A 19,672-nucleotide genomic window follows, 5' to 3' on the forward strand; every position below is an offset into this window, starting at 1 on the left:
TCTACCACCTGTTTGACGGCTTCGATTTTGAATTCTTCAGTGTAGCGGGGATGGCTCATGGTTCCTCCTAGATACCTTTAGTATAAGGCCTGGAGGTGTCTACGAAACCTGGGGCGATTCAATCTTTCCCATTTCTAATCCCTTTTAGTAATTTTCATCGATTGTTAGGCGTTTTGGGTAATTCATTTTTAGTTTTAGGCTTCTTTTGATTGATGTGATTTTAAGCGATTTCGTAAACGCATATAATCGTCACATTGTGAAACAATGTCACAATTGCCCGAGAAAATTGACGAGGATCAAGATTTAATTGATAGCAGGCTACATAAGCGTGCAATACGCTTAGGCGGCTACCTGTTTGGCTAGTTATTGCCCGCTGCTTAGCTACCGTAAGGTTGAGGTAAACTATTAGGCACCACTACCGAGGAATGCTCGGTAGTTAATCAGAAGGGAAAGAGATACTTGCCAGAATGGGTAAGGCTGGGCGTCAATAATCTTGCGAGGGCATGGCGTCTTCTAATGTCGGCGCTGACTCTATCAACGCCACGGGCTCCAGTTGCTCGTTTTCCAGCGTTGCCAGGACAATCTCGTAACAATCGTCGATATGGCTGTTGCCCATGTATTTCATGGTGGCAAAGCTGATGCCGCCCGCAACGGCGCTGCCCAGGAAGGGCACATATTTCGACGCACTTTTTGCCGAGATCCTGCCAGCCATTTTTTTGAACATCATCGTGATCAGTTTACGGGTGATATATTTACCCGCCATTTTGCTTCCAGTCGTTGAGATGGAGCTCATTACAAATAGCCGGGTCTCTGTATCCAGGCTCTCGATCTGTTCCGGCGATAAGCCAAATTGCTCGTTAATCTTCGGGATCAAGCGCAGCAATATAGCGACGTCAGAACCGATGTTCACACCGGGAATGGGGATAATGGCGGTGCCAGCAGAAAGGCTTGAGCTCTTCGTTACCATCGAGCGACACGACTGTTTAACGGCTTCGAGCTCTTCCAGTGATCTGATCATATAAATCCCTTTTAAAACAAACGGAAAAGCGGCAGCCTAAGTGGCTACCGCCTTCTTCACGCTATTGAATAACACAGAGTGCGGTTAATCATTGCCGTCATAGGTGACGCGCCACACGGCATTGGTCAGGTCATCGGCGATGATGAGGGCGCCGTCTGGGTCGATAGTGACACCGACGGGTCGACCGCGCGTTTGGTCGTCGCCGTTGAGAAACCCGGTAACGAAGTCAATCGGGTCGCCATTGGGTTCGCCGTTGCTGAAGGGCACAAACACGACTTTATAACCAACAGGGTCATTGCGGTTCCAGCTACCGTGCTCACCGATAAATACGCCTTCCGCGAACTCATCGCCCATCTCGGGTATGGAGAAGGCGAGGCCAAGCGGGGCTACGTGTGAACCCAGGCTGTAATCAGGGGCAATCGCCGACTCGACCTTTTCAGGGTCCTGTGGGCGAACGCGGGGGTCGACATTCTGGCCCCAATAGCTATACGGCCAGCCGTAGAAACCACCTTCCTGAACAGTCGTAAGGTAGTCAGGCACTAGGTCGGGGCCTAGCTCGTCGCGCTCGTTGACCACGGCCCATAGCTGGTCAGTGTCTGGCTGAATGGTCAGCGCGGTTGGGTTGCGTAGGCCGGTGGCATAAGGCCGATGCATGCCCGTTTCGGCATCAATTTCCCACACCTCGGCGCGGTTAACCTCCGCTGCCATGCCGCGTTCGGTGATATTGCTGTTGGAGCCAATACCCACGTACAAGAATTCACCGTCGGCGCTGGCGGTCATCGCTTTCGTCCAGTGGTGATTGATTTCAGCCGGTAGCTTGGTAAGCTCCTCCGGCGGCCCGCTGGCCTCGGTTTGGCCTTCTTCGTAGTCAAAGCGAACGACCGCATCTTGGTTGGCCACATAGAGATTGTTATCAACTAACGCCAGCCCGTAGGGCGCGTTGAGGTCTTCGGCAAACACCGACTGCTCGTAGTTGCCATCGCCATTTTCATCGCGCAGCAGGGTCAAGCGATTGCCGCTCTCAACAGTGGTGGTGCCCTGGCTTTTGATATATCCGGCAATGAAATCTTTCGGCTTCAACTGAGGCGCGTTGCCGCCGCTCCCTTCGGCCACCAGAATATCGCCGTTGGGTAGCACCAACGTTTGGCGCGGTATCTGAAGATCCGTCGCAATGGCGGTAATGGTGTAGCCGTCGGGAACGGTGGGTGATTGATCCCCCCATTCAGCGGGCTCGGGAATTGTCATGTCGGGCAAAAGCCCGCGTTGCGGTTCAGCTAGGTCAGGGTTTGGGCCGTACTGTTGTGCGTCTTGGGCGCTGGCGCTACCTGCCACCAAAAGCACCGAGAGAGGTGCAGCGTAGAGGCTGGGAAGCTTCATGACTTACCTCCGGTGCCTAGGCGAGAAAAACCGACCCACGTGGCTGTGCCGGCCAATAAAACAACAACGATGGAGAGGGCAAAGCCAGCAGGCATCATGGCCCAGGCGTCCCGCGCATGCGCCAGCGCATTAACAAAGGCCAGTATCCCGGTCAGCAGTAGTAGCGCTGGGTAAATCATGAGCGCCAGGCCGCGGTGCGAAGCGCGAAAGAAGCCAATAATGGCACATAAAAATGCAAGCCCTGTGAATACAAGCCCACCCACGTTTAGCCAGGAAGCAAAGGTAGCCCATTGAATATGGTAGGTCGTTGAGTAGGCGTAATCACTTAGCGTGGCGCCCAAAAAGAGAGGGATAGTGCCAGCAAGCAGTGTGGCGTGAAGCGGATTCAGCCCGCTTCGATAAGTGCGATTGTCAGTGGCTGTCACGGCAAACTCCTTATGCTGTTCAAGCTAATTAATTTACCTAGATTGACCGACGCGAAACGCCAAGCCATCCCAGGCAACGACATCATGTTCGTCAGGGGGGAGTATAGTTGACGATCAAAAACTTGCCCAAAGCGAAGCGGGCAGGTGGTTAGCCGCACGTGATGCTCATGAATGCTTACCATAAGAACTCTTTAATGCTGCCACGAGACCGCTTTTTTGTGAGGAGATGCGGGGGAAGTCACATCTTACTGAGCATCTCGACCGCTTGATCGAAGTGTCCATCCCGCTCTGCCCAGCGCAGGAACTTTACTTTCTCAACCAGAATTTCCTTGGGTGTCGGTTGCATGCTAAAAAGCGTCATGACCTCTTCCATGTAGTCACTGAGCGGCATATAGCCTTCCCGAGTCGACTGGCCCGGCGTCAGTTCTGTCTGTACGGCGGGAGGCGCAAGCTCGATGAGCTCGACCTTGCCCTTGAGCTGTTCGCGTAGGGAGATTGTGTAAGAGTGGATGGCTGCCTTGGTGGCGTTATAAGTGGGCGTGCCGCTCAACGGCACAAACGCCAATCCGGAGGAGACGTTCACGATTGCCGCGTCTGGCTGGTTTACCAGATGGTTGGTCAGTGCGTTAGTTAGCCGGATTGGCCCGAGCAGATTGGCAACGACCGTCTGCTCGGCATCGCTCAGGTCGCGGGTGCGGGATACGTCTTCGCGCCGCATAATGCCCGCATTGTTGATCAGTACATTGAGGTTGGGGTGCTCGGTGATGACCCGCTCAGCGAAAGCTTCGATGGACGTTGGGTCTTCGACATCGACGACCATCGCATGCATGTTTTGCTGGCCAGCAATGGTTTCCTCCAGCGTTTTCATGTGCCGTCCGGCGACGATAACGGTGTTGCCAAGCGCATTGAAGCGTAAGGCAAGTTCACGGCCAATCCCGGAGCCGCCACCGGTGATAAGAATCGTATTTCCTGATGTTTTCACTGTGTCACCTTCCCTTTAACGTGATGATGATATCTGTATGCCCACGGCCATTAGGCGTTGGCATTAACGGTTGAACCACTATCATGTTAATCAATCGGTAATGGCGGGGCTTGCCCTGCTTTGTACAAAACTTGCCTGATCCTGCAGACATGAGCCTCAACGCATTTCACAATCATTTTAAGTACATGACTTCGCTTACGCTGGGGCAGTGCCAGCAGCGGCTGCGCTTGTTTACTCGGGTACCCTAGCAATGACTTTGATTTCAAAGTCGAATCCCGCCAGCCATGTCACGCCGACCGCCGTCCAGTTGGGGTAGGGTTTTTCCGGAAACGCGCGCGCCTTGGCTTCTAACCAGATAGGGAACTGGGCTTCGGGGTCGGTATGGAAGCTCGTCACATCGACGATATCGTCGAAGCTTGCGCCTGCTGCTTCCAGCACACTCTGTAGGTTGTCGAAAGCAAGCTGCACCTGGGCGGCGAAGTCCGGCTCGGGCGAGCCGTCTTCACGGCTGCCAACCTGGCCCGATACAAACAGAAAGTCGCCTGAGCGGACGGCGGCGGAATAGGTGTTCTGCTCATAAAGCGCCTGGCGGCCCTTGGGAAAAACAACGTTACGTTTAGCCATGGTGTACCTCCATCATTAGGTCGAAAGCGACCCTTGTAGTCGATGAAGTCACTTTAAGCCTGCCTGAGTGCTGGATAAACGGCGAATTCTGTTCAACATTATTTGTAGTTTTCAAACAATCAAAAGGTGCTTGGCATAGTCATGGATCGTTTTAACGCAATGCAGGCCTTTGCTCGGGTCGTGGAAACAGGCAGCTTTACCAAGGCCGCTGAAACACTACATATGAGCAAAACCAGTGTGACGCAGATGGTGCAACAGCTAGAGGCCCGGCTGCGTGTCAAACTGCTCAACCGGACCACGCGTCAGGTGAACGTCACGGCGGACGGAGCGGCATATTATGAGCGTGTGATAAAGCTTTTAGCCGATATGGATGATGCCGAAACCAGCTTGTCCAACGCCTCGGTGCAGCCGCGCGGACGACTGAGAGTAGATGTGCCCAGCCCGTTGGCGCGAATGATCTTAATCCCCGCTTTCCCCGCGTTTCATGCTCGCTATCCCGATATTCAACTCGACATGGGGGTGAGTGATCGTATGGTGGATCTGATCGGCGAAAGCGTGGATTGCGTGGTGCGCGGCGGGGAGCTTACCGATCTATCGTTGGTGGCAAGACGCGTGGGGGATCTAACGCTGGGTGTTTACGCCGCACCAAGCTATCTGGAAAGGAGCGGTCACCCTACGCATCCGCAAGCGCTGTCGCTTCCGCCTCATTACATTGTCGGGTTCAGTTGGGCACGCGCTGGCTTGGCTTTTCCTTATACTCTGTGCCGCGATGGAGAGCGTGTTGTCGTGCAAGGGCGTCACGTGATCTCCGTCGACGATGGGAATGCTGGGCTTGCCGCGGGTCTGGCGGGACTCGGTGTGCTTTGGCTACCGGATTACATGGCTAGAGAGCATGTGTCTCGCGGCGAACTGGTGCGCTTGTTTGGCGACTGGTACATCGAACCGATGCCAATGTACATCGCCTTTCCGCCGAATCGGCACGTTAGCGCCAAGCTGCGCGTGTTCATTGATTGGGTAGTGGCGTTGATGGAACAGCATGCGCCTCGGCTAGATCGAAAAAGTAAACCCGCTAACGAATGAGGGAGCGGGGCTGCTTCGTTTGTTCTGCCATGATGCGCGCCAGGCGCTCCAGGGACAGTTCGAGCCGCTCGATCAAGCCTTCCAACAATACCCGGCGGTCGGCGGGCACGTTGCCGTAATGAAGTCGAACAGGGTTAGCGACGTTATAAGTCCTTTAACCTTGCAAATACTTCCCTGGTAGCCGTTCAGCCAGATACTCCATAAATAAGCGTGTGCGCTGAGAAAGCGTGGCTTGGCGGTAGTAAACGGCGTTCACGGCTTGAGTCTGCAGCTCGGTATGGTCGGGCAATACGTCGACCAGTAACCCCTTCTGGCGGGGAGCGATGGTCATAAAGTCGGCCAGGCAAACAATCCCTTCTCCGGCGATGGCCAGCTCTATTAGCGTGCTGCCGCTGGAGGCCGACAGGGTAGGTGAGATGTGTAAACGCTTGCCGTCGGCGCCGGTGAGCGGCCACTGATTAAGGTGTTCTAATTGACTAAAGCCCATCAGGCTGTGTTGCGTTAACTCATCAATGTTTTGCGGAGCACCGTGGCGTTCAATATAGGTGGGGCTGGCGAGAAGTCGCAGCGGACTATGGCCCAGCAGGCGGGCGTGAAGGGAGGAGTCTTCCAAATCGCCGATGCGAATGGCTAAATCGACCCGCTGTTCCAGCAGGTCGACAAACCGGTCGTGGGTATCCAGTTCGAGCGTAATACCGGGGTAGCGGGCGCGGAACTCGCCAATCACCGGCACGATCACAAACTGCATAAAGCTAGGCGCGGCGTTGACCCGCAGCCGACCTTGAGGCTGGTTGTGGCGATCCTGCATGGCTTCTTCGGCTTCCTCCACGGCGGCCAGAATACGGCGGCAGTGGCTCAGAAATGTTTCGCCTTCTTCCGTCAGTTCCAAACGGCGCGTGGTGCGACGCAGTAGTGTGGCACCGAGTTTCTGCTCTAAACGATTAAGTGAGCGGCTCACGCCGGAAACGGTGATGCCCAGCCGCTCGGCAGCACCGGTGATTGAGCCGCTATCCACTACTGTCACAAAGGCTTGCTGCTCTTCAAGGGTACTTTTCATGATGTCCGTCTCATAAAGTGTTTTTCACAGCGTTCTCAAATGCCTTAATGATCAGCCAATAGTATTGTTGATTTTAAATCAAAAGTGTCTTGCCGCAGCATCGCTTCTTTTTTTCCGCCATAACTCCCACAATACGCGCCATTAACATCATGTCTACTTTCGTTAGCGATGATGGTGAACCTCTTTGGGAGAAATTGCTAAATGAAGATCCTGCTGATTAATGGTGGTAAAGCCTTTGCACACTCTGGCGGTGAGCTCAACAATACGCTACACGGCGTGGCGGTGAGTACGCTGACGGAGATGGGCTACGAAATTCGTGAGACGGTCATTGATCAAGGCTACGATCTTGAAACCGAGGTGCAAAACTACCTATGGGCAGACACGATCGTGTACCAGATGCCTGGCTGGTGGATGGGTGCGCCCTGGATCGTGAAACGTTACATTGATGAAGTGTTCACTGAGGGCCACGGTTCGCTTTATGCCAGTGATGGCCGCAGCCGCCAAGACCCAACCAAACAGTATGGCAGCGGTGGTTTGCTGCAGGGCCGTCGCTATATGTTGTCGCTGACCTGGAACGCCCCCTTGGAAGCGTTCGAAGAGCCGGATAACTTCTTTGAAGGGCGTGGCGTGGACGGTGTTTATTTCCCGTTCCATAAATCTCAGGAATTTATCGGCCTAGAGGCGCTGCCGACGTTTATCGCCAACGATGTGATGAAAGTACCGCAGGTAGACCGCAACCAAGCCGATTACCGCGACCATCTGCGTAAAGTGCTTGGCTAAGCTTTGCACGTCATATATCCCTAAGCACTACCAAACCGATAACGTAGTTTAGGTAGCGCGCGGGCTACTGGGGGCAAGCGGGTGACCATCACCAGCGCCGCGATAGCGGCATACATCGCCCACTCCTGCATATCCGCGCGCACCACCCAGAAGAAGTGGAGCAGTACCAGACCCAAAATGGCGTAGGAGAATTTGTGCAACGGCTTCCAGCGCTTGCCCAGTCGCTTCATCGCCCAGCGGTTGGACGTCGCGCCCAGCACGGCAAGGCCGATCAGCGCGATCATGCCGACAATAATGTAGGGGCGTTTGACGATTTCGCTGCCTAGCAGAGCCCAGTTAAGCCCCAGAATAAACAGCGCGTAGCTGAGCATATGCAGAGTGGCGTAGGCGAGTGTCCAGAGACCGAGCTGGCGCCGGATCAGCGCAAAGCCTTTCCAGCGGGTGAGCTTGGTGAATGGGGTAAGGCTAAGGGTGAGCAGCAGCATCCACAGCCCACCGATGCCGAGGTTCAGCAGCAGGTAGCGCCCCGGTTCTGGGCCGGCGGCGTTATTCGCTACCTGCCAGCTCCAGAACAGCAGGGGTGCTAGCGCGGCCAGAAACACGCCCACGCGCCATGCTAACCATATACGTGGGCTGGCCATTAGTAATTTTCCTTCAAATTCATACCCGCATAGAGCTCGGCGACTTCGTCGGCATAGCCATTAAACATTAGGGTATCGATGGTGTTGGGGTTGAAGAGGCTGTTGGGCAAACGACGCTCGGTGGCTTGGCTCCAGCGGGGGTGGTCGACGTTGGGATTCACATTGGCGTAAAAACCGTACTCGTCGGCGGCGATCTTCTGCCAGGAATTCACCGGCTGTTCTTCCGTTAGCGAGATTCGCACAATCGACTTAATGCTCTTGAAGCCATACTTCCAGGGCACTACCAAGCGCAGAGGCGCGCCGTTTTGGTTGGGCAGTTCGCGACCATACATACCCATGGCCAATAGCGTGAGCGGATGCATTGCTTCATCCAGGCGCAAGCCTTCCACGTAGGGCCAATCAATGATCGCAAACGAGGAGCGCTGCCCGCGCATTTGCTCTGGATCGACGAGGGTTTCAAAGCGTACGTATTTGGCTTTGCTGGTCGGGTCGGCGCGTTTGATGATATCGGCCAGCGGAATACCCAGCCAGGGAATCACCATCGACCATGCTTCCACGCAACGCAGGCGGTAAATACGCTCTTCAAACTGTGAGGACTTGGCGAAGTCCTCCAGGGCAAAACGCCCGCCGTTATTGACCTCACCATCGACCACCACGCTCCAAGGTTCCGTCTTCAGACTGCCCGCATGGCGGGCAGGGTCGCCCTTGTCGGTGCCAAATTCGAAAAAGTTGTTGTAGCCGCTGGCATCATCAAAGGGGGCGATCTTGTCTTTTTTGGGGTCGCTGGGCGTAATCGCTTCCCACTGAGTCTCGCTGATTTTTTCCTTCAACCACGCTGGCGCATTGCCATTAGGAACATCCGAATAATCGGCATTAGCTTGGGCGTGGCCGGAAAGGGCCAACCCCGCACCTAAGCCCGCCATACCCCCCATGAAGCGTCGGCGGGAGAGGTAAATAGATTCCGGCGTGACATCGGATTCGTGTAAGTCACTCGGTTTGGCAATCTTTATTAGCATGGGTGTCTCCACTAGCGATGGATAAGGTGTGTGTTACTACTGTGACCAGTTTGTACAAGATTTATCACAGTTAACTCTCCAAATTATTACGTTTTGTTAAACATTGGCTCAGTGGAGGTGTATACCGGCAAGCGTATGCAGAAGGACGCTCCCCCAGAGGCGCGGTTTTCCACACGGATATCACCCCCCTGAAGGGTCATGATTCTGCGCGCAATTGCCAGCCCAAGCCCTGCATGGCCAGAGCTGCTCGAGGCCTCACCTCGATAGAAGGGATCAAAAATATGCGGCAGATCCTGTTCTGCAATGCCTGGGCCACTGTCTTGCACGTAAACCTCCGGTTTGCCGCCCGTCTGACCAACCACGACATCAATACGGCCGCCAGGCGGACTGTAGGTAATAGCGTTGCTGATCAGGTTGTCCAACACTCGTTCGGTCATGGCGAGGTCGGCATAGACAGTGGGCAGTGCCGGATCGCCGCTTAGGCTTAGCGTTAACTGACTCTCCTGCGCGGCTTGACCGTGCTTCTGAACCACATCGTGCACCAGCTCTGCGAGTGGGAAGGGTTCCGGCACCGGCTGTTTTTCCCTCGCCTCAAGCGCAGCAAGCTCGAAGAGCTCATCCACCAAGCGGCTTAAGTTGCGACCCTCTTTGAGGGCGATATCGAGAAAGCGATCCTGCTCCTGGGGGCTGAGGCGGTCACGTCTTAATTTGAGGCTTTCGATATAGCCTTGCATGGAAGCCAGCGGCGTTCTCAGGTCATGGGATACCTGGGCAACCAAGCGGCGGCGCTGGGCGTCCTTTTCCTTCAACTGTTCAATCTGATAGGCAATCCGGTTGGCCATATCGTCGAAGGATGCCCCTAGGTAATCGATTTCGTCGCGTACCACGGGCCGCGTGTCGCGCCATCTTGTCGTGTTAAAACCAGCGCTGGGCGAGTTCTGATTCATATTGCTGTTTTCAAATTCTGCTACCAGCCGCGTCAACGATCTCAATCGGCGGGTCAGTAGGTGGAAAATAGTCAGTCCCGCGACCATTGCTACCACCAGGCTAACCAGCAACGCCCAGGCGCTCATTGCGAGTATTTTGCCGCCACGGGCCATGGTTTCCGCCGTATCGTATTCCTCACCCCGTAACACCACATAAAGATACCCTTCCGGCTTATTAGCGGAGGGCACCGGAGTAACGGAAAAGACTTTTTGCCGATCATGGCTGCGGGGGTCGTCGCCGAGTAGCGGGTAAAGGCTCATGTCATCCATTAGCCTGCTGATGGGCGCCAGGGAGACCTGATTGCGTTTGATCTTCGCCGGGTCTGCCGAATAGGAGAGGATAGTGCCATCAAGATCCAGCAGGTAGATTTCGATGCTGGGGTTGATGGCCATGTAAAGGGCGAAAAGTTCTTCCAGGGCGCTACGGTCAAGCTCACCGTCGCGGACTAGGTTTCTGTCAGACACTAAGTTCTGTGCCAGATCCTGATGGAGTGTCTGGCTGACTGAAGCGTTGTATTCACGCAGTGAATACAGGCTGATAAAGGTGTAAAGCAGGCCGACGGCCAGCAGCAGTAGAAATAGGCCGAGGGCTAGCCGAGTGTAGAGTGTTTTCAGCATGGTGTTTTCAGCATGGTTTATTCACGGAAGCGATAGCCCACCCCCCAGACCGTCTGGATAAATGCCGGGTGAGCGGGATCCGTTTCGATCTTCCCCCGCAGCCGGTTGATGTGGGTATTGACGGTGTGCTCGTAACCTTCGTGGCTGTAGCCCCACACGGCGTCGAGTAGTTGAACACGACTAAATACCCGCCCGGGATGGCTGGCAAAGTGCCAGAGCAGATCAAACTCCCGCGCGGTGAGTTCGACGGCTTGCTCGTGTATAAACACTCGCCGCCGAACGGGATCAATACGTAGTCCATTGGTGATTAACGCTTCACTGCAGGTTTCCGCGACGGGCGTGGATGCCATGGCATCCACGCGTCGGAATAAGGCCTTCACCCTGGCAGAGAGTTCGGCCACGCTAAAGGGCTTGGTGAGGTAATCATCTGCCCCGATTTCCAGGCCTAAAACTCGATCCAGTTCCGTGCTTTTCGCCGTGAGCATCAGCACCGGAACGTAGCCCGAACCAGCGCGGATTTCACGGCAAACTGACAGCCCATCGATGCCAGGCAACATCAGGTCAAGAATCACTAGGTCGATTCCTCCTTCACGAAAACGTGCAAGCCCGGTATCACCCCGTTCATAAAGAACGGGGCTCATGCCGAGTTCGGCGACGTGAATACGGAGGAGCTCACCAATACCCGGGTTATCCTCGATAATCAGTACGTTTCGTGTCATAGGCGCCTAGCATTTAAATGCCCAAGATAAGTGTGTGTGGCCAAGGCTTACATGCCTTCGCTTTCCATGTCCTCTTCCATTGCCATATCGCCCTCGGACATGCTGTCATCTTGCATATCATTGTCCTTAGAATCGCCCATGGAATCGCTCATGGCGTCACCCATTGGGTCGGCCATATCGCCCGAATGCATGTCACTATTTTCCATCGACTCATGCATGTTGTCTTCCATCATGCCCTCGTCGGACATTTTCTCATCGGCATGGCTGGCCGTTGCTATTAGGCTGAGTAGACAGGTGGCAGCGAAGGTAGTGAACTTGTTCATGGTGATTTCCCCTGGATGTTAAGTCTGCCGGGTTGGCAGGCTTAATAACATCCTAGGTACTCACCATCACCGTAGCGTCACGCGGTGTTAAAGAGTGTATCGCGCAAATCTCACAAAAGTGTCACAGGTGGATGAATGACAGTGCGATGGCAACGGTATCAACTCCTATATTTAAAAAGTTAGATTCAACAAGGAACCCCCATGGCATCTACCCGCCGTGAACTGATATCACTGATTGAGCAAGGCGTGATACCGCCTGAACAGGTGATGCGCGCAGTGCAAGCTTCTGGCCTGCACCCTTCGCCTCGCGCTTGGGCGCTGTTTATTGATCGCCTGCTACTGTGGCTGGGCGGGCTGGCGCTGGCCTTCGCGGTGCTGTTTTTCGTCGCTTATAACTGGGCCGAGATGGGCCGCTGGCTACGCTTTGGCGTGGTGCAGGTAGCGACGGTGCTGGCGGTGGGTATCGCCGTTTGGCCCAAGGCCAGCCCGATGGTTCAGCGTGTGGCGCTAACCTCGGCCACTTTATTGGTGGGCGTGCTGTTGGCGCTGTTCGGGCAGGTGTACCAGACGGGGGCCGACCCGTGGCAGCTGTTTTTTAGCTGGGCGCTGCTGACGCTGCCCTGGGTCTGGGTGGCGCGCTATGAGCTGCTCTGGGTACTGTGGCTGGGGTTACTTAACCTGGCCGTCGGGCTCTATTTTCGTACCTGGGGCGGGCCGTTTGGCGTTTTGACCAGTAGCGATGCTGCGCTTTGGGGGCTCTTTGGGCTAAACACCCTGGCATTAATAACCTGGGAGTGGGGGGCGCGTTTCCGGGGCTGGCCACGGCAGTGGGCGGTACGCTTGCTGGCGGTGGGCAGCGGGGTGCCGATAACGCTGTTAATGATGATGTTGATCGTCGATGGAGGCCTCGTATGGTCTCCTGTGCTGGCGATTTATCCTCTTTGGCTGATGGCGCTGTACGGCATTTACCGCTATTGGCGGCCTGATCTGTTTATGATCGCGGGCGGCTGTGTCTCGGCGTTAACGGTGACCACGCTGCTGCTTGCCAGGCGGTTGCTCTGGGAGGGTGATTGGCAGCCGGGTAGCTTACTGCTGCTGGCGATTATGGTGGTAATTATGGGCGCTGGAGCGGTGGTCTGGCTGAAGCGGCTACATCGGGAGATTGGCCAGTGATCAATAATACCAATGATTTAACCACCAGGCTGATACGAGCAGGTATTACGCTCAATGAGCCTACTTATACTGCACAGCTGGAGACGCCTTGGTTTGTGCGCTTGCTACAGGCGTTTTCAGGCTGGCTGGCGGCGCTGTTTCTGCTCGGTTTTATCGCCATGGGGGCGGTGTTTGTAATGGAAAACCCCATTGTCTCAATGGGGGTCGGGCTTGCCATGGTGGGTGCTGCTTTTGCGCTACTCCGTTCGGCTTCCAACGATGTAGTTGAGCACTTGGCGCTGGCGATTAGTTTGGCAGGGCAACTGCTCATCGCTTGGGCGATGGTCGAACTGTGGGAAACACCCGTGTATCCATCTTGGACACTGCTGGGGTGGTCAATGCTGGTCTTGCAGAGCGTGCTGGCGCTGATAATGCCAAGCTTGGTGCACCGCACGTTCTCAGCCTTTGCTGCCTGCTTGGCACTCTATGTGGCCTTGGCAGAGAGCGCTATAGCGGCTGTCGTGGGTGGCGTGGTGCTGCTGGCATTAACAATGCTATGGCTCAATGAGTTTCGTTGGTCTGGGCGTATTCGGGATGCGCAAGCGTGGGGCTATGGCCTATTGATAGGCCTGTTAGTCATACAGGGATTAACGCATAGCGATCAGCCGCTCTGGTTTGATAATCATGGCGCCGAGGTTGCCGGGCTGGCCCGCTGGTTTAATTCCGCCTTAGTGGCGCTCTCTTTAGCGTTACTGGGCTATGTGTTGCAGGGCTATGTATTTACCCGATCCAAGGTGCATTGGTCTCTTTATCTAAGCCCTGTGGCACTACTTTTGGTTGAACTCTATGTGCCGGGAGTAGGCCAGGGCGCGGTGGTTTTGCTGTTAGGGGTTGCGATTGGCCACCGTGTGTTGGTGGGGCTTGGGGGATTCTCGCTGCTGATGGGAATTAGCAGTTACTACTACTGGCTGGATGCAACGCTGTTAACCAAGGCGCTAATACTATTGATCATGGGTGGGCTGCTGTTGGCACTGCGCTGGTTATTGCGGCGATGGCTGATAGCGCTTAAACCAAGCGCAAAAGGAGCTGCCCATGAGGAATAACCGCAAGAGAAGTCGCTGGATCATAGTGTTAACCACCGTCGTCGTGCTGGTGGTGGTGAACTGGGCAATTTGGCAGAAAGAGCGTCATTTAGCCGAGGGTGAAGTTGTTTACCTGGAGCTGGCGCCTGTCGACCCACGCTCATTGATGCAGGGCGACTATATGGCGCTAAATTTTGCACTGAGTAATCAAATTCACAGCGCGCTTCATCAGAGTGAGCGTGATGAAGACTCGCTGCAAGCTCGTAACGGTTACGTGGTGGTGCGTTTGGATGAACAGCGTATTGCCCACTTCCAGAGGCTGGATGATGGTTCCTCCTTACGCGACGACGAACGGCGCCTTCGCTACCGTTTGCGCAATGGTCAAGTACGCTTTACCACGGATGCGTTCTTCTTTCAGGAGGGCCACGGCGAACGCTATGAGCCAGCGCGTTATGGTCAGTTTCGGGTAAATGCCAAGGGTGAGCCGCTGCTCGACGCACTGTACGATGAGGAACTTAATCAGCTGGGTGAGGCGGCTAAGTAAGTATCAGTTTTCATTGCGTGTCGATGACTCATCGCTGAATCATCATGGTGCGCCTTGCACCATGCATAAAGGTAGGCTGTAATTCGTCCTCCCGCTGACAAGGATGGCCCTGTGATGAAGGTTGGGCTGGCTAGTCATTAGCCTGTCGGCGGTCGGCAACGTGGCCCACCTACTTCACTAAGGTATTTATGAAAGTAAAAAGCTCGTGGTTCGCATGGTGTTTGCTGGTAGTAGCACTAACCTTTTCCAGCCTATGCGCAGCGCAAACTCAAGGAGGAGAGAGCGAGAACAGCCGATGGTTTACCGTCGATGCCTTGAACCCAGGGCTCGGCGAGCCGCCCGAAGAAGCGAATCGGGTGACGCCCCGTGAGTCAATCAGAAGTTTCCTGGCACTGACGGATCAGGAAGAGTATGAAGCCGCTGCCCATATACTCAACCTCGCCGAGTTCTCGGAAGCGGAGCAGCCAGAGAAGGGGCGTGAACTGGCCCGGCAATTGGCCGAGATTTTCCAACGCGGTGAATGGCTGAGTGTGTCTGACCTACCGGGGCGGGAAGATGCTGTTATTGAAGACTCTTCGGGCCAAAACCCGCGTGTCGGTGAGGCGCGCCGCAATATCGAAGTCTCCTCTATGCAGGCCAATGGAGAAACTTACGATATTCGTCTGGGTAGGTATCGGGTCGGTGAGCAGGAGCCCGTCTGGCTGATCATGCCCGTTAGCGTGTCATATATTCCGGTGCTGTATGAGCAGTACGGTCCGTCAATGCTAGAAGGCTACATCCCCGAGCGCTTCCAGGCGTCGTTTGGCCTTCTGCGGATTTGGGAATGGATCGCTATTCCGCTCTTTTTGCTGGTCGTCGGCATGGTGGGGTGGGGAGTCCATCATCTGATCGGGTTGATGTCGAAATGGTTGCCTTCCGGCGTGTCGAGCATTTTTGCTAGTCAAATTGGTATACCTGCGGCGCTGATTGCGATGTCATTAGTTACCCAGGGATTGCTGGATTATGTGGTGTCATTTTCGGCGGTCGCCACGACTACCTTTCGAGTGCTGTTAATCAGTATTTTAGCCTGGGGAGCAGGGACGATAGCGCTGCGCTTAGTGGACACCATTATGCTGCGGATGACGCGTCGATTAGTGGGCGAAATTGATGACACGAAACCGCGAGACGAGCGCAGGCTGCTAACCTCTCTCTACGCGCTGCGCCGTATTATTATTCTGATCACCGTGACCGGTGTATCGATTTATATATTGGGGCAGATTCAGCTCTTTGAATCCCTCGGCCTTTCTATCCTGGCCTCTGCCAGTGTGTTAGCGGTACTGGTGGGTGTCGCGGGTCAAACGGTGCTGGGTAATATCCTGTCGTCGTTTCAGCTGTCGTTTGCCAAGCCTATTCGTATTGGCGATCTGGTGATTTTTGAAGGCCAGTGGTGTTATGTAGAAGGCATTTTTTACACCTTCATTCGCTTAAGGTCATGGGACGAACGGCGTTTGATTGTGCCTGTCACCTATTTTACGTCTAAGCCTTTCGATAATTTGTCGGTGAAGAGCACCAAGATGTATCGGACGCTAGAGCTGACACTCCACCTCAGTGCCGATATAGGGTTGTTAAGAGATAAATTCCTCGAAGTGGCCAAAGAGGAAAATAGTGTTATCGAACACCATAAGCTGCTGTGTTACGTGACCGCTCAAACAGGAACGGCGCAAACCGTCACCTGTTACCTTATGACGTCAGACCCGCTAGCGGGCTGGACGGCAGAGATGAACGTGCGAGAGAAACTGTTGGCCTATATCCGTGATAACCATCCCGAGTGGTGGCCAAGAGATATCGTGGTGATCAGCCACAACGATATCGCCCGTGGCGAGCAGGGCACACGCTCGTCGGGAACGGATAGCTCTGAAACAAAAAGTTCTGAAAATAGTAGTTCTGAGGAAAATAGCCCTGAAGTAGATAATCCTTAGGCGCATTCATCAGCAGTCAAGTAGGCAGCGCAAAACGCTGCCTTACTATTGCCTATGAGGGGAGAGTTTCTCCCCTTTAAACCTTATAGCTGAGCATCATCGTTGGCTGGGTGATCATAACGGTCAATCAGCGTCAAAAAGCCGTCTTCGTCAATGAACCCTTTGTCCCCCGTGATATACCAGCGTTGGCCATCCATTTCGTGGATCGCCTGGGCAGTGCGCTGTGGTTCGTTGAGGTAACCCTGCATAATCTGGGGGCCGCTAATTAACACCATGCCTGCTTCCCCGGTAGGAAGTTCCTCAAAGCTATCTGGCTTGACGATTTTGAAACTGGTACCGGGCAGCGGCATACCCACGGTACCTGGTTTGCTGCCGCGCTGTACCTGCTGGTAATTAACGCCCAGAGCGTCGGGTAGATTCACGGAGGCCACGGGGGCAACTTCGGTGGCGCCGTAGCCTTCATAAACGGGTTTGTGAAACTTCAGCTCGAAACGGATGCGCGCATCCTCGTCGAGCTTTTCGGCTCCGGCAACTACCACCCGTAGGCTTTCCAGCATCATCGGATGCACGGCTGAATTGCTGACAAACATCGATAGGAAGCTGGACATGCTGAACAAGAGGGTGGCTTTGTGCTTGGCAACGGCGCCAGCAATGCCGGGAGCATCGGCGGGGTTGGCATGGCAGACCAGCGGCAATCCTTCGATTAACGGCAGCAACTGGGTCACCGTGAAGCCAAAGACGTGAAACAGGGGCAGCGACCCCATAACCACATCGTCGCTCTGGGTATTGAGCACGTCAGAGGTCTGTTTGATATTGGCCATCAGATTGCGATGGCTCAACATTACGCCCTTGGGAGAGCCGTCGCTGCCACTTGTGAATACGATGGCGGCGGTGGCATCAGTATCGTGACTATGGCAGAAACCATGCTGTATCAGCCATGTCGGTAATAAGCGAACGGCTAGCCAGGTACCCAAGCGCTCGGTGGTGCCAATGTCGCTTTGCAGGTGCTCCAGATAGATCACCTGCTTTCCGGTTAGTAATTGGCTGATGTTTAGCCCGCTTTTTTCCAGTTTCTTCACAAACCGTTGTGAGGTGAAGACGACTGCGATTTCGGCCTGGGAAAGCGCAGACGCGAGCACTTCCTGGGGGGCGGTGTAGTTGAGGTTTACTACCGTTTTGCCGGCCAGCAGTGTGGCCATGTTGGCAATGACGCCGGTGCTGCTGGTAGGAAGCAGCAGGCCGACGTTTTGGCCGGGATTGAGTTTGCGAAGACGTTTCGCCAGTAACAGACTGGCGCTTAACGCCTGGCTGGCCTTAAGCGGGCTGCCCAGGGTATCCGCCAAGGCAAGGTCGCTAGGCCGACGTTTGACAGTCTGAATCCAGTCGTTGGGTAGTGTCGGCAGTTCGTCCATGGCTTGCTGCCAGGAGCGGGTTGCCTGTTCAAAAATACGCCGTTTAAGCACATCGGCAGAGGTATCTTTGGGTAGCGGCTTGCCAAACGCGACGATCACCGAACGGTGCAGTGGTGCGTTACGCATCTCTTTTAATTTGCCGGAGGAGCGGGAGAACTGGCTGCCCCATAGGCCACGCAGGTAGAACGGTACGATTTTGACGTCTGGATTTGCCATGTCACAGGCGCGCTCGTAACCACGACGGAATTCGCCCAGTTGACCAGTGCGGCTGATGGCCCCTTCAGGAAACAGACACACCACTTCTCCCGCATTGAGCTGTGAGGCCACATCGGCGAGCGCCTGTTCGGCACCACTGCCACGCTCGATGGGAATACAGCCTAGGGCTTTGAAGAACCAGCGGAGGTACCAGCGCTGGTAAACCGATTTCAGCATAACAAAGCGCACTGGGCGAGGGCTGGCGATCTGCACCATGGCCCAGTCCACCCAACTGATATGATTGCCCAGTAGCAGTACGCCACCCTGGGCGGGCAGGTTCTCCAGGCCATGCACATCGACGCGATAGCGTCGGGTCAGCAGGAAGCTCAACAGAAAGCGCACCAGACTTTGCGGCAGTTTGAAGATCGTATAACCGCCGCCCACCATCGCCACGGTAGCGATCAGTAGCAGCAGATAGTGGCTATCCACTCCCGCCAGCGCGAACAGCGCCGTGAGTACCAAAAAGCTCAGCATGGCGATGTTCTGGAACCAGTTGTTGGCGGCCAGTACGGTGCCTAACTCTTTGTCGGCTGCGTGAAACTGAATCAGCGCATTGAGGGGGACGATAAACAGACCGCCCATGATGCCAATAAAAACAAAATTCACTGCCTGGCTAGCGGGCGTAGTTAACAGCGGCAGGCACCATAAGCCGACGGCCACGCCGATAGCGCCCACGGGGATTAGACCGGTTTCAATGCGGTTGTGAGATAACTTGCTGGCCAACAGTGAGCCCAGCGCAATGCCGATACCGCTGGCGGCTAGAATGCCTTGTAGCACCAGTGTGTTATCGACGTTGAGGGCATCTTTGGCATAGGCGGGGAAGGCCGCGAGTAGCACTTGGCCCACTGACCAAAAGGTGGCAAGGCCGATAATGGAGAGCCTGAGGACTGGCTGACGGGCGATAATCCTCAGGTTATCTTTAAGCGCCGTACCCTTGAGGTAGCGTTGCCAGGTTAGCGGCGTATCGGAGCGGGTGGTTTCATCCAATGGCAGGCGATACAGCGTGATGACTTGGATAACGCTATTGAGCACTAATAGCCAACCCAGTGGGGCTGTTTGGCGTAACAGCTGCGCTGGCGTTTGCTTATCAGACGAGACCCAGGTTTCAAACAGCGTCGTAAAAACCACTGTACCTGCCAGGATGGCAGCAATGGTGATGGCCTGAATGAGTCCGTTGGCTTCCGCTAGGCGAGGTTTGCCGAACAAGCCTTTTACCAAGCCATATTTGGCCGGAGAGTAGAACGCCGACTGGATGGCGAGAAGTAGCGTCATGGCAAATGCCAGCCAAAACCAACCCTGATAGTAAGCAGCGGTAATGCCCAGCGATACCGCTACTGCGATCCAAGCAGAGACACGTAGAATACGCACTTTGGGGTAGCTATCGGCTACGTGACCAGCCGGGCTGAACAGCAAGATGAATGGCAGTAGAATCAGCCCATTCACAAGCGCGGTGAGTACTACCTGAGTTTCGCCATCGTAACTTTTGAAGATTGTGTTCTGGATCACGATTTTGTGCCCCAGATCCACAAAGGCATTGAGAAAGATAGCGATCAGGTAGGGCCAGGCGCCGGGTATGCGCAGTAATCGATACATGGTGTGTTAGCCTTTACCGAATTTTTGCGT

At 54.8% G+C, this 19,672-nt stretch carries 18 protein-coding genes; 6 read left to right on the top strand and 12 right to left on the bottom strand.

The features are described 5' to 3' along the window. Positions 1-484 precede the first annotated feature (484 nt). From V8L71_RS16275 to V8L71_RS16295, 5 genes are all read right to left on the bottom strand, one after another. Positions 485-1,018 carry a hypothetical protein gene (locus V8L71_RS16275; protein ID WP_336274779.1) on the bottom strand — a complete coding sequence of 178 codons (534 nt, stop codon included), beginning with the start codon at positions 1,016-1,018 and terminating at the stop codon, positions 485-487. A gap of 84 nt (positions 1,019-1,102) precedes the next feature. Continuing rightward, entirely contained in the window at positions 1,103-2,395 is a 1,293-nt protein-coding gene (locus V8L71_RS16280; protein ID WP_336274780.1) for a PQQ-dependent sugar dehydrogenase, read from the bottom strand. Beyond that, the gene (locus V8L71_RS16285; protein ID WP_336274781.1) at positions 2,392-2,820 is read right to left on the bottom strand and encodes a DUF2231 domain-containing protein; all 429 of its coding nucleotides are present in this window, start codon (positions 2,818-2,820) and stop codon (positions 2,392-2,394) included. The genes V8L71_RS16280 and V8L71_RS16285 overlap by 4 nt, the downstream gene beginning before the upstream one ends. A 238-nt stretch (positions 2,821-3,058) precedes the next feature. Beyond that, positions 3,059-3,802, bottom strand: coding sequence for an SDR family oxidoreductase (locus tag V8L71_RS16290; RefSeq protein ID WP_336274782.1), 744 nt, complete (start codon positions 3,800-3,802; stop codon positions 3,059-3,061). A 231-nt stretch (positions 3,803-4,033) separates the two neighbouring features. After that, positions 4,034-4,426, bottom strand: a complete 393-nt coding sequence (locus V8L71_RS16295) for a RidA family protein (protein WP_336274783.1) — start codon at positions 4,424-4,426, stop codon at positions 4,034-4,036. Positions 4,427-4,567: 141 nt separating this feature from the next. Here V8L71_RS16295 and V8L71_RS16300 point away from each other — a divergent pair, with 141 nt between their 5' ends. After that, complete coding sequence (locus V8L71_RS16300) at positions 4,568-5,506, top strand: LysR family transcriptional regulator (RefSeq protein WP_336274784.1); 939 nt, start codon at positions 4,568-4,570, stop codon at positions 5,504-5,506. A gap of 154 nt (positions 5,507-5,660) precedes the next feature. Here V8L71_RS16300 and V8L71_RS16305 read toward each other — a convergent pair whose 3' ends face one another. Next, positions 5,661-6,563 (bottom strand): LysR substrate-binding domain-containing protein, encoded by a 903-nt coding sequence (locus tag V8L71_RS16305; protein ID WP_336274785.1) that lies wholly within the window; start codon positions 6,561-6,563, stop codon positions 5,661-5,663. 201 nt (positions 6,564-6,764) lie between these two features. Here V8L71_RS16305 and V8L71_RS16310 point away from each other — a divergent pair, with 201 nt between their 5' ends. Then, positions 6,765-7,343 (top strand): NAD(P)H-dependent oxidoreductase, encoded by a 579-nt coding sequence (locus V8L71_RS16310; RefSeq protein WP_176303306.1) that lies wholly within the window; start codon positions 6,765-6,767, stop codon positions 7,341-7,343. 20 nt (positions 7,344-7,363) lie between these two features. Here the strand turns inward: V8L71_RS16310 and msrQ are convergent, their stop codons facing one another. From msrQ to V8L71_RS16335, 5 genes are all read right to left on the bottom strand, one after another. Then, complete coding sequence (gene msrQ / locus V8L71_RS16315; RefSeq protein ID WP_336274786.1) at positions 7,364-7,984, bottom strand: protein-methionine-sulfoxide reductase heme-binding subunit MsrQ; 621 nt, start codon at positions 7,982-7,984, stop codon at positions 7,364-7,366. Beyond that, the gene (msrP, locus tag V8L71_RS16320) at positions 7,984-9,000 is read right to left on the bottom strand and encodes a protein-methionine-sulfoxide reductase catalytic subunit MsrP (RefSeq protein ID WP_336274787.1); all 1,017 of its coding nucleotides are present in this window, start codon (positions 8,998-9,000) and stop codon (positions 7,984-7,986) included. The genes msrQ and msrP overlap by 1 nt, the downstream gene beginning before the upstream one ends. An 86-nt stretch (positions 9,001-9,086) precedes the next feature. Continuing rightward, positions 9,087-10,604 (bottom strand): HAMP domain-containing sensor histidine kinase, encoded by a 1,518-nt coding sequence (locus tag V8L71_RS16325; RefSeq protein ID WP_336274788.1) that lies wholly within the window; start codon positions 10,602-10,604, stop codon positions 9,087-9,089. Between the two features lie 17 nt (positions 10,605-10,621). Further along, complete coding sequence (locus V8L71_RS16330) at positions 10,622-11,323, bottom strand: winged helix-turn-helix domain-containing protein (protein WP_336274789.1); 702 nt, start codon at positions 11,321-11,323, stop codon at positions 10,622-10,624. 47 nt (positions 11,324-11,370) lie between these two features. Next, complete coding sequence (locus V8L71_RS16335; RefSeq protein ID WP_336274790.1) at positions 11,371-11,646, bottom strand: hypothetical protein; 276 nt, start codon at positions 11,644-11,646, stop codon at positions 11,371-11,373. Positions 11,647-11,847: 201 nt separating this feature from the next. On the opposite strand from V8L71_RS16335, the gene V8L71_RS16340 reads away from it, so the two are divergent. The 4 genes from V8L71_RS16340 to V8L71_RS16355 all read left to right on the top strand — a co-directional run bounded on the left by V8L71_RS16340 (position 11,848) and on the right by V8L71_RS16355 (position 16,382). Then, a complete protein-coding gene (locus V8L71_RS16340) occupies positions 11,848-12,819 on the top strand; it encodes a DUF2157 domain-containing protein (protein WP_336274791.1) in 972 nt (323 codons plus the stop codon). Next, complete coding sequence (locus tag V8L71_RS16345; protein ID WP_336274792.1) at positions 12,816-13,901, top strand: DUF4401 domain-containing protein; 1,086 nt, start codon at positions 12,816-12,818, stop codon at positions 13,899-13,901. Before V8L71_RS16340 ends, V8L71_RS16345 begins: the two co-directional genes overlap by 4 nt. Then, on the top strand, positions 13,891-14,424 hold the full coding sequence (locus tag V8L71_RS16350) for a GDYXXLXY domain-containing protein (RefSeq protein WP_336274793.1): 534 nt from the start codon (positions 13,891-13,893) through the stop codon (positions 14,422-14,424). Before V8L71_RS16345 ends, V8L71_RS16350 begins: the two co-directional genes overlap by 11 nt. A 188-nt stretch (positions 14,425-14,612) precedes the next feature. Then, positions 14,613-16,382, top strand: coding sequence for a mechanosensitive ion channel family protein (locus V8L71_RS16355; protein WP_336274794.1), 1,770 nt, complete (start codon positions 14,613-14,615; stop codon positions 16,380-16,382). 83 nt (positions 16,383-16,465) lie between these two features. On the opposite strand, the gene V8L71_RS16360 is transcribed toward V8L71_RS16355, so the two are convergent. Next, the gene (locus V8L71_RS16360) at positions 16,466-19,642 is read right to left on the bottom strand and encodes an acyl-[ACP]--phospholipid O-acyltransferase (RefSeq protein WP_336274795.1); all 3,177 of its coding nucleotides are present in this window, start codon (positions 19,640-19,642) and stop codon (positions 16,466-16,468) included. Positions 19,643-19,672: the final 30 nt, after the last annotated feature.

Source organism: Vreelandella indica (assembly GCF_037070225.1).
Lineage (GTDB): Bacteria > Pseudomonadota > Gammaproteobacteria > Pseudomonadales > Halomonadaceae > Vreelandella > Vreelandella arctica.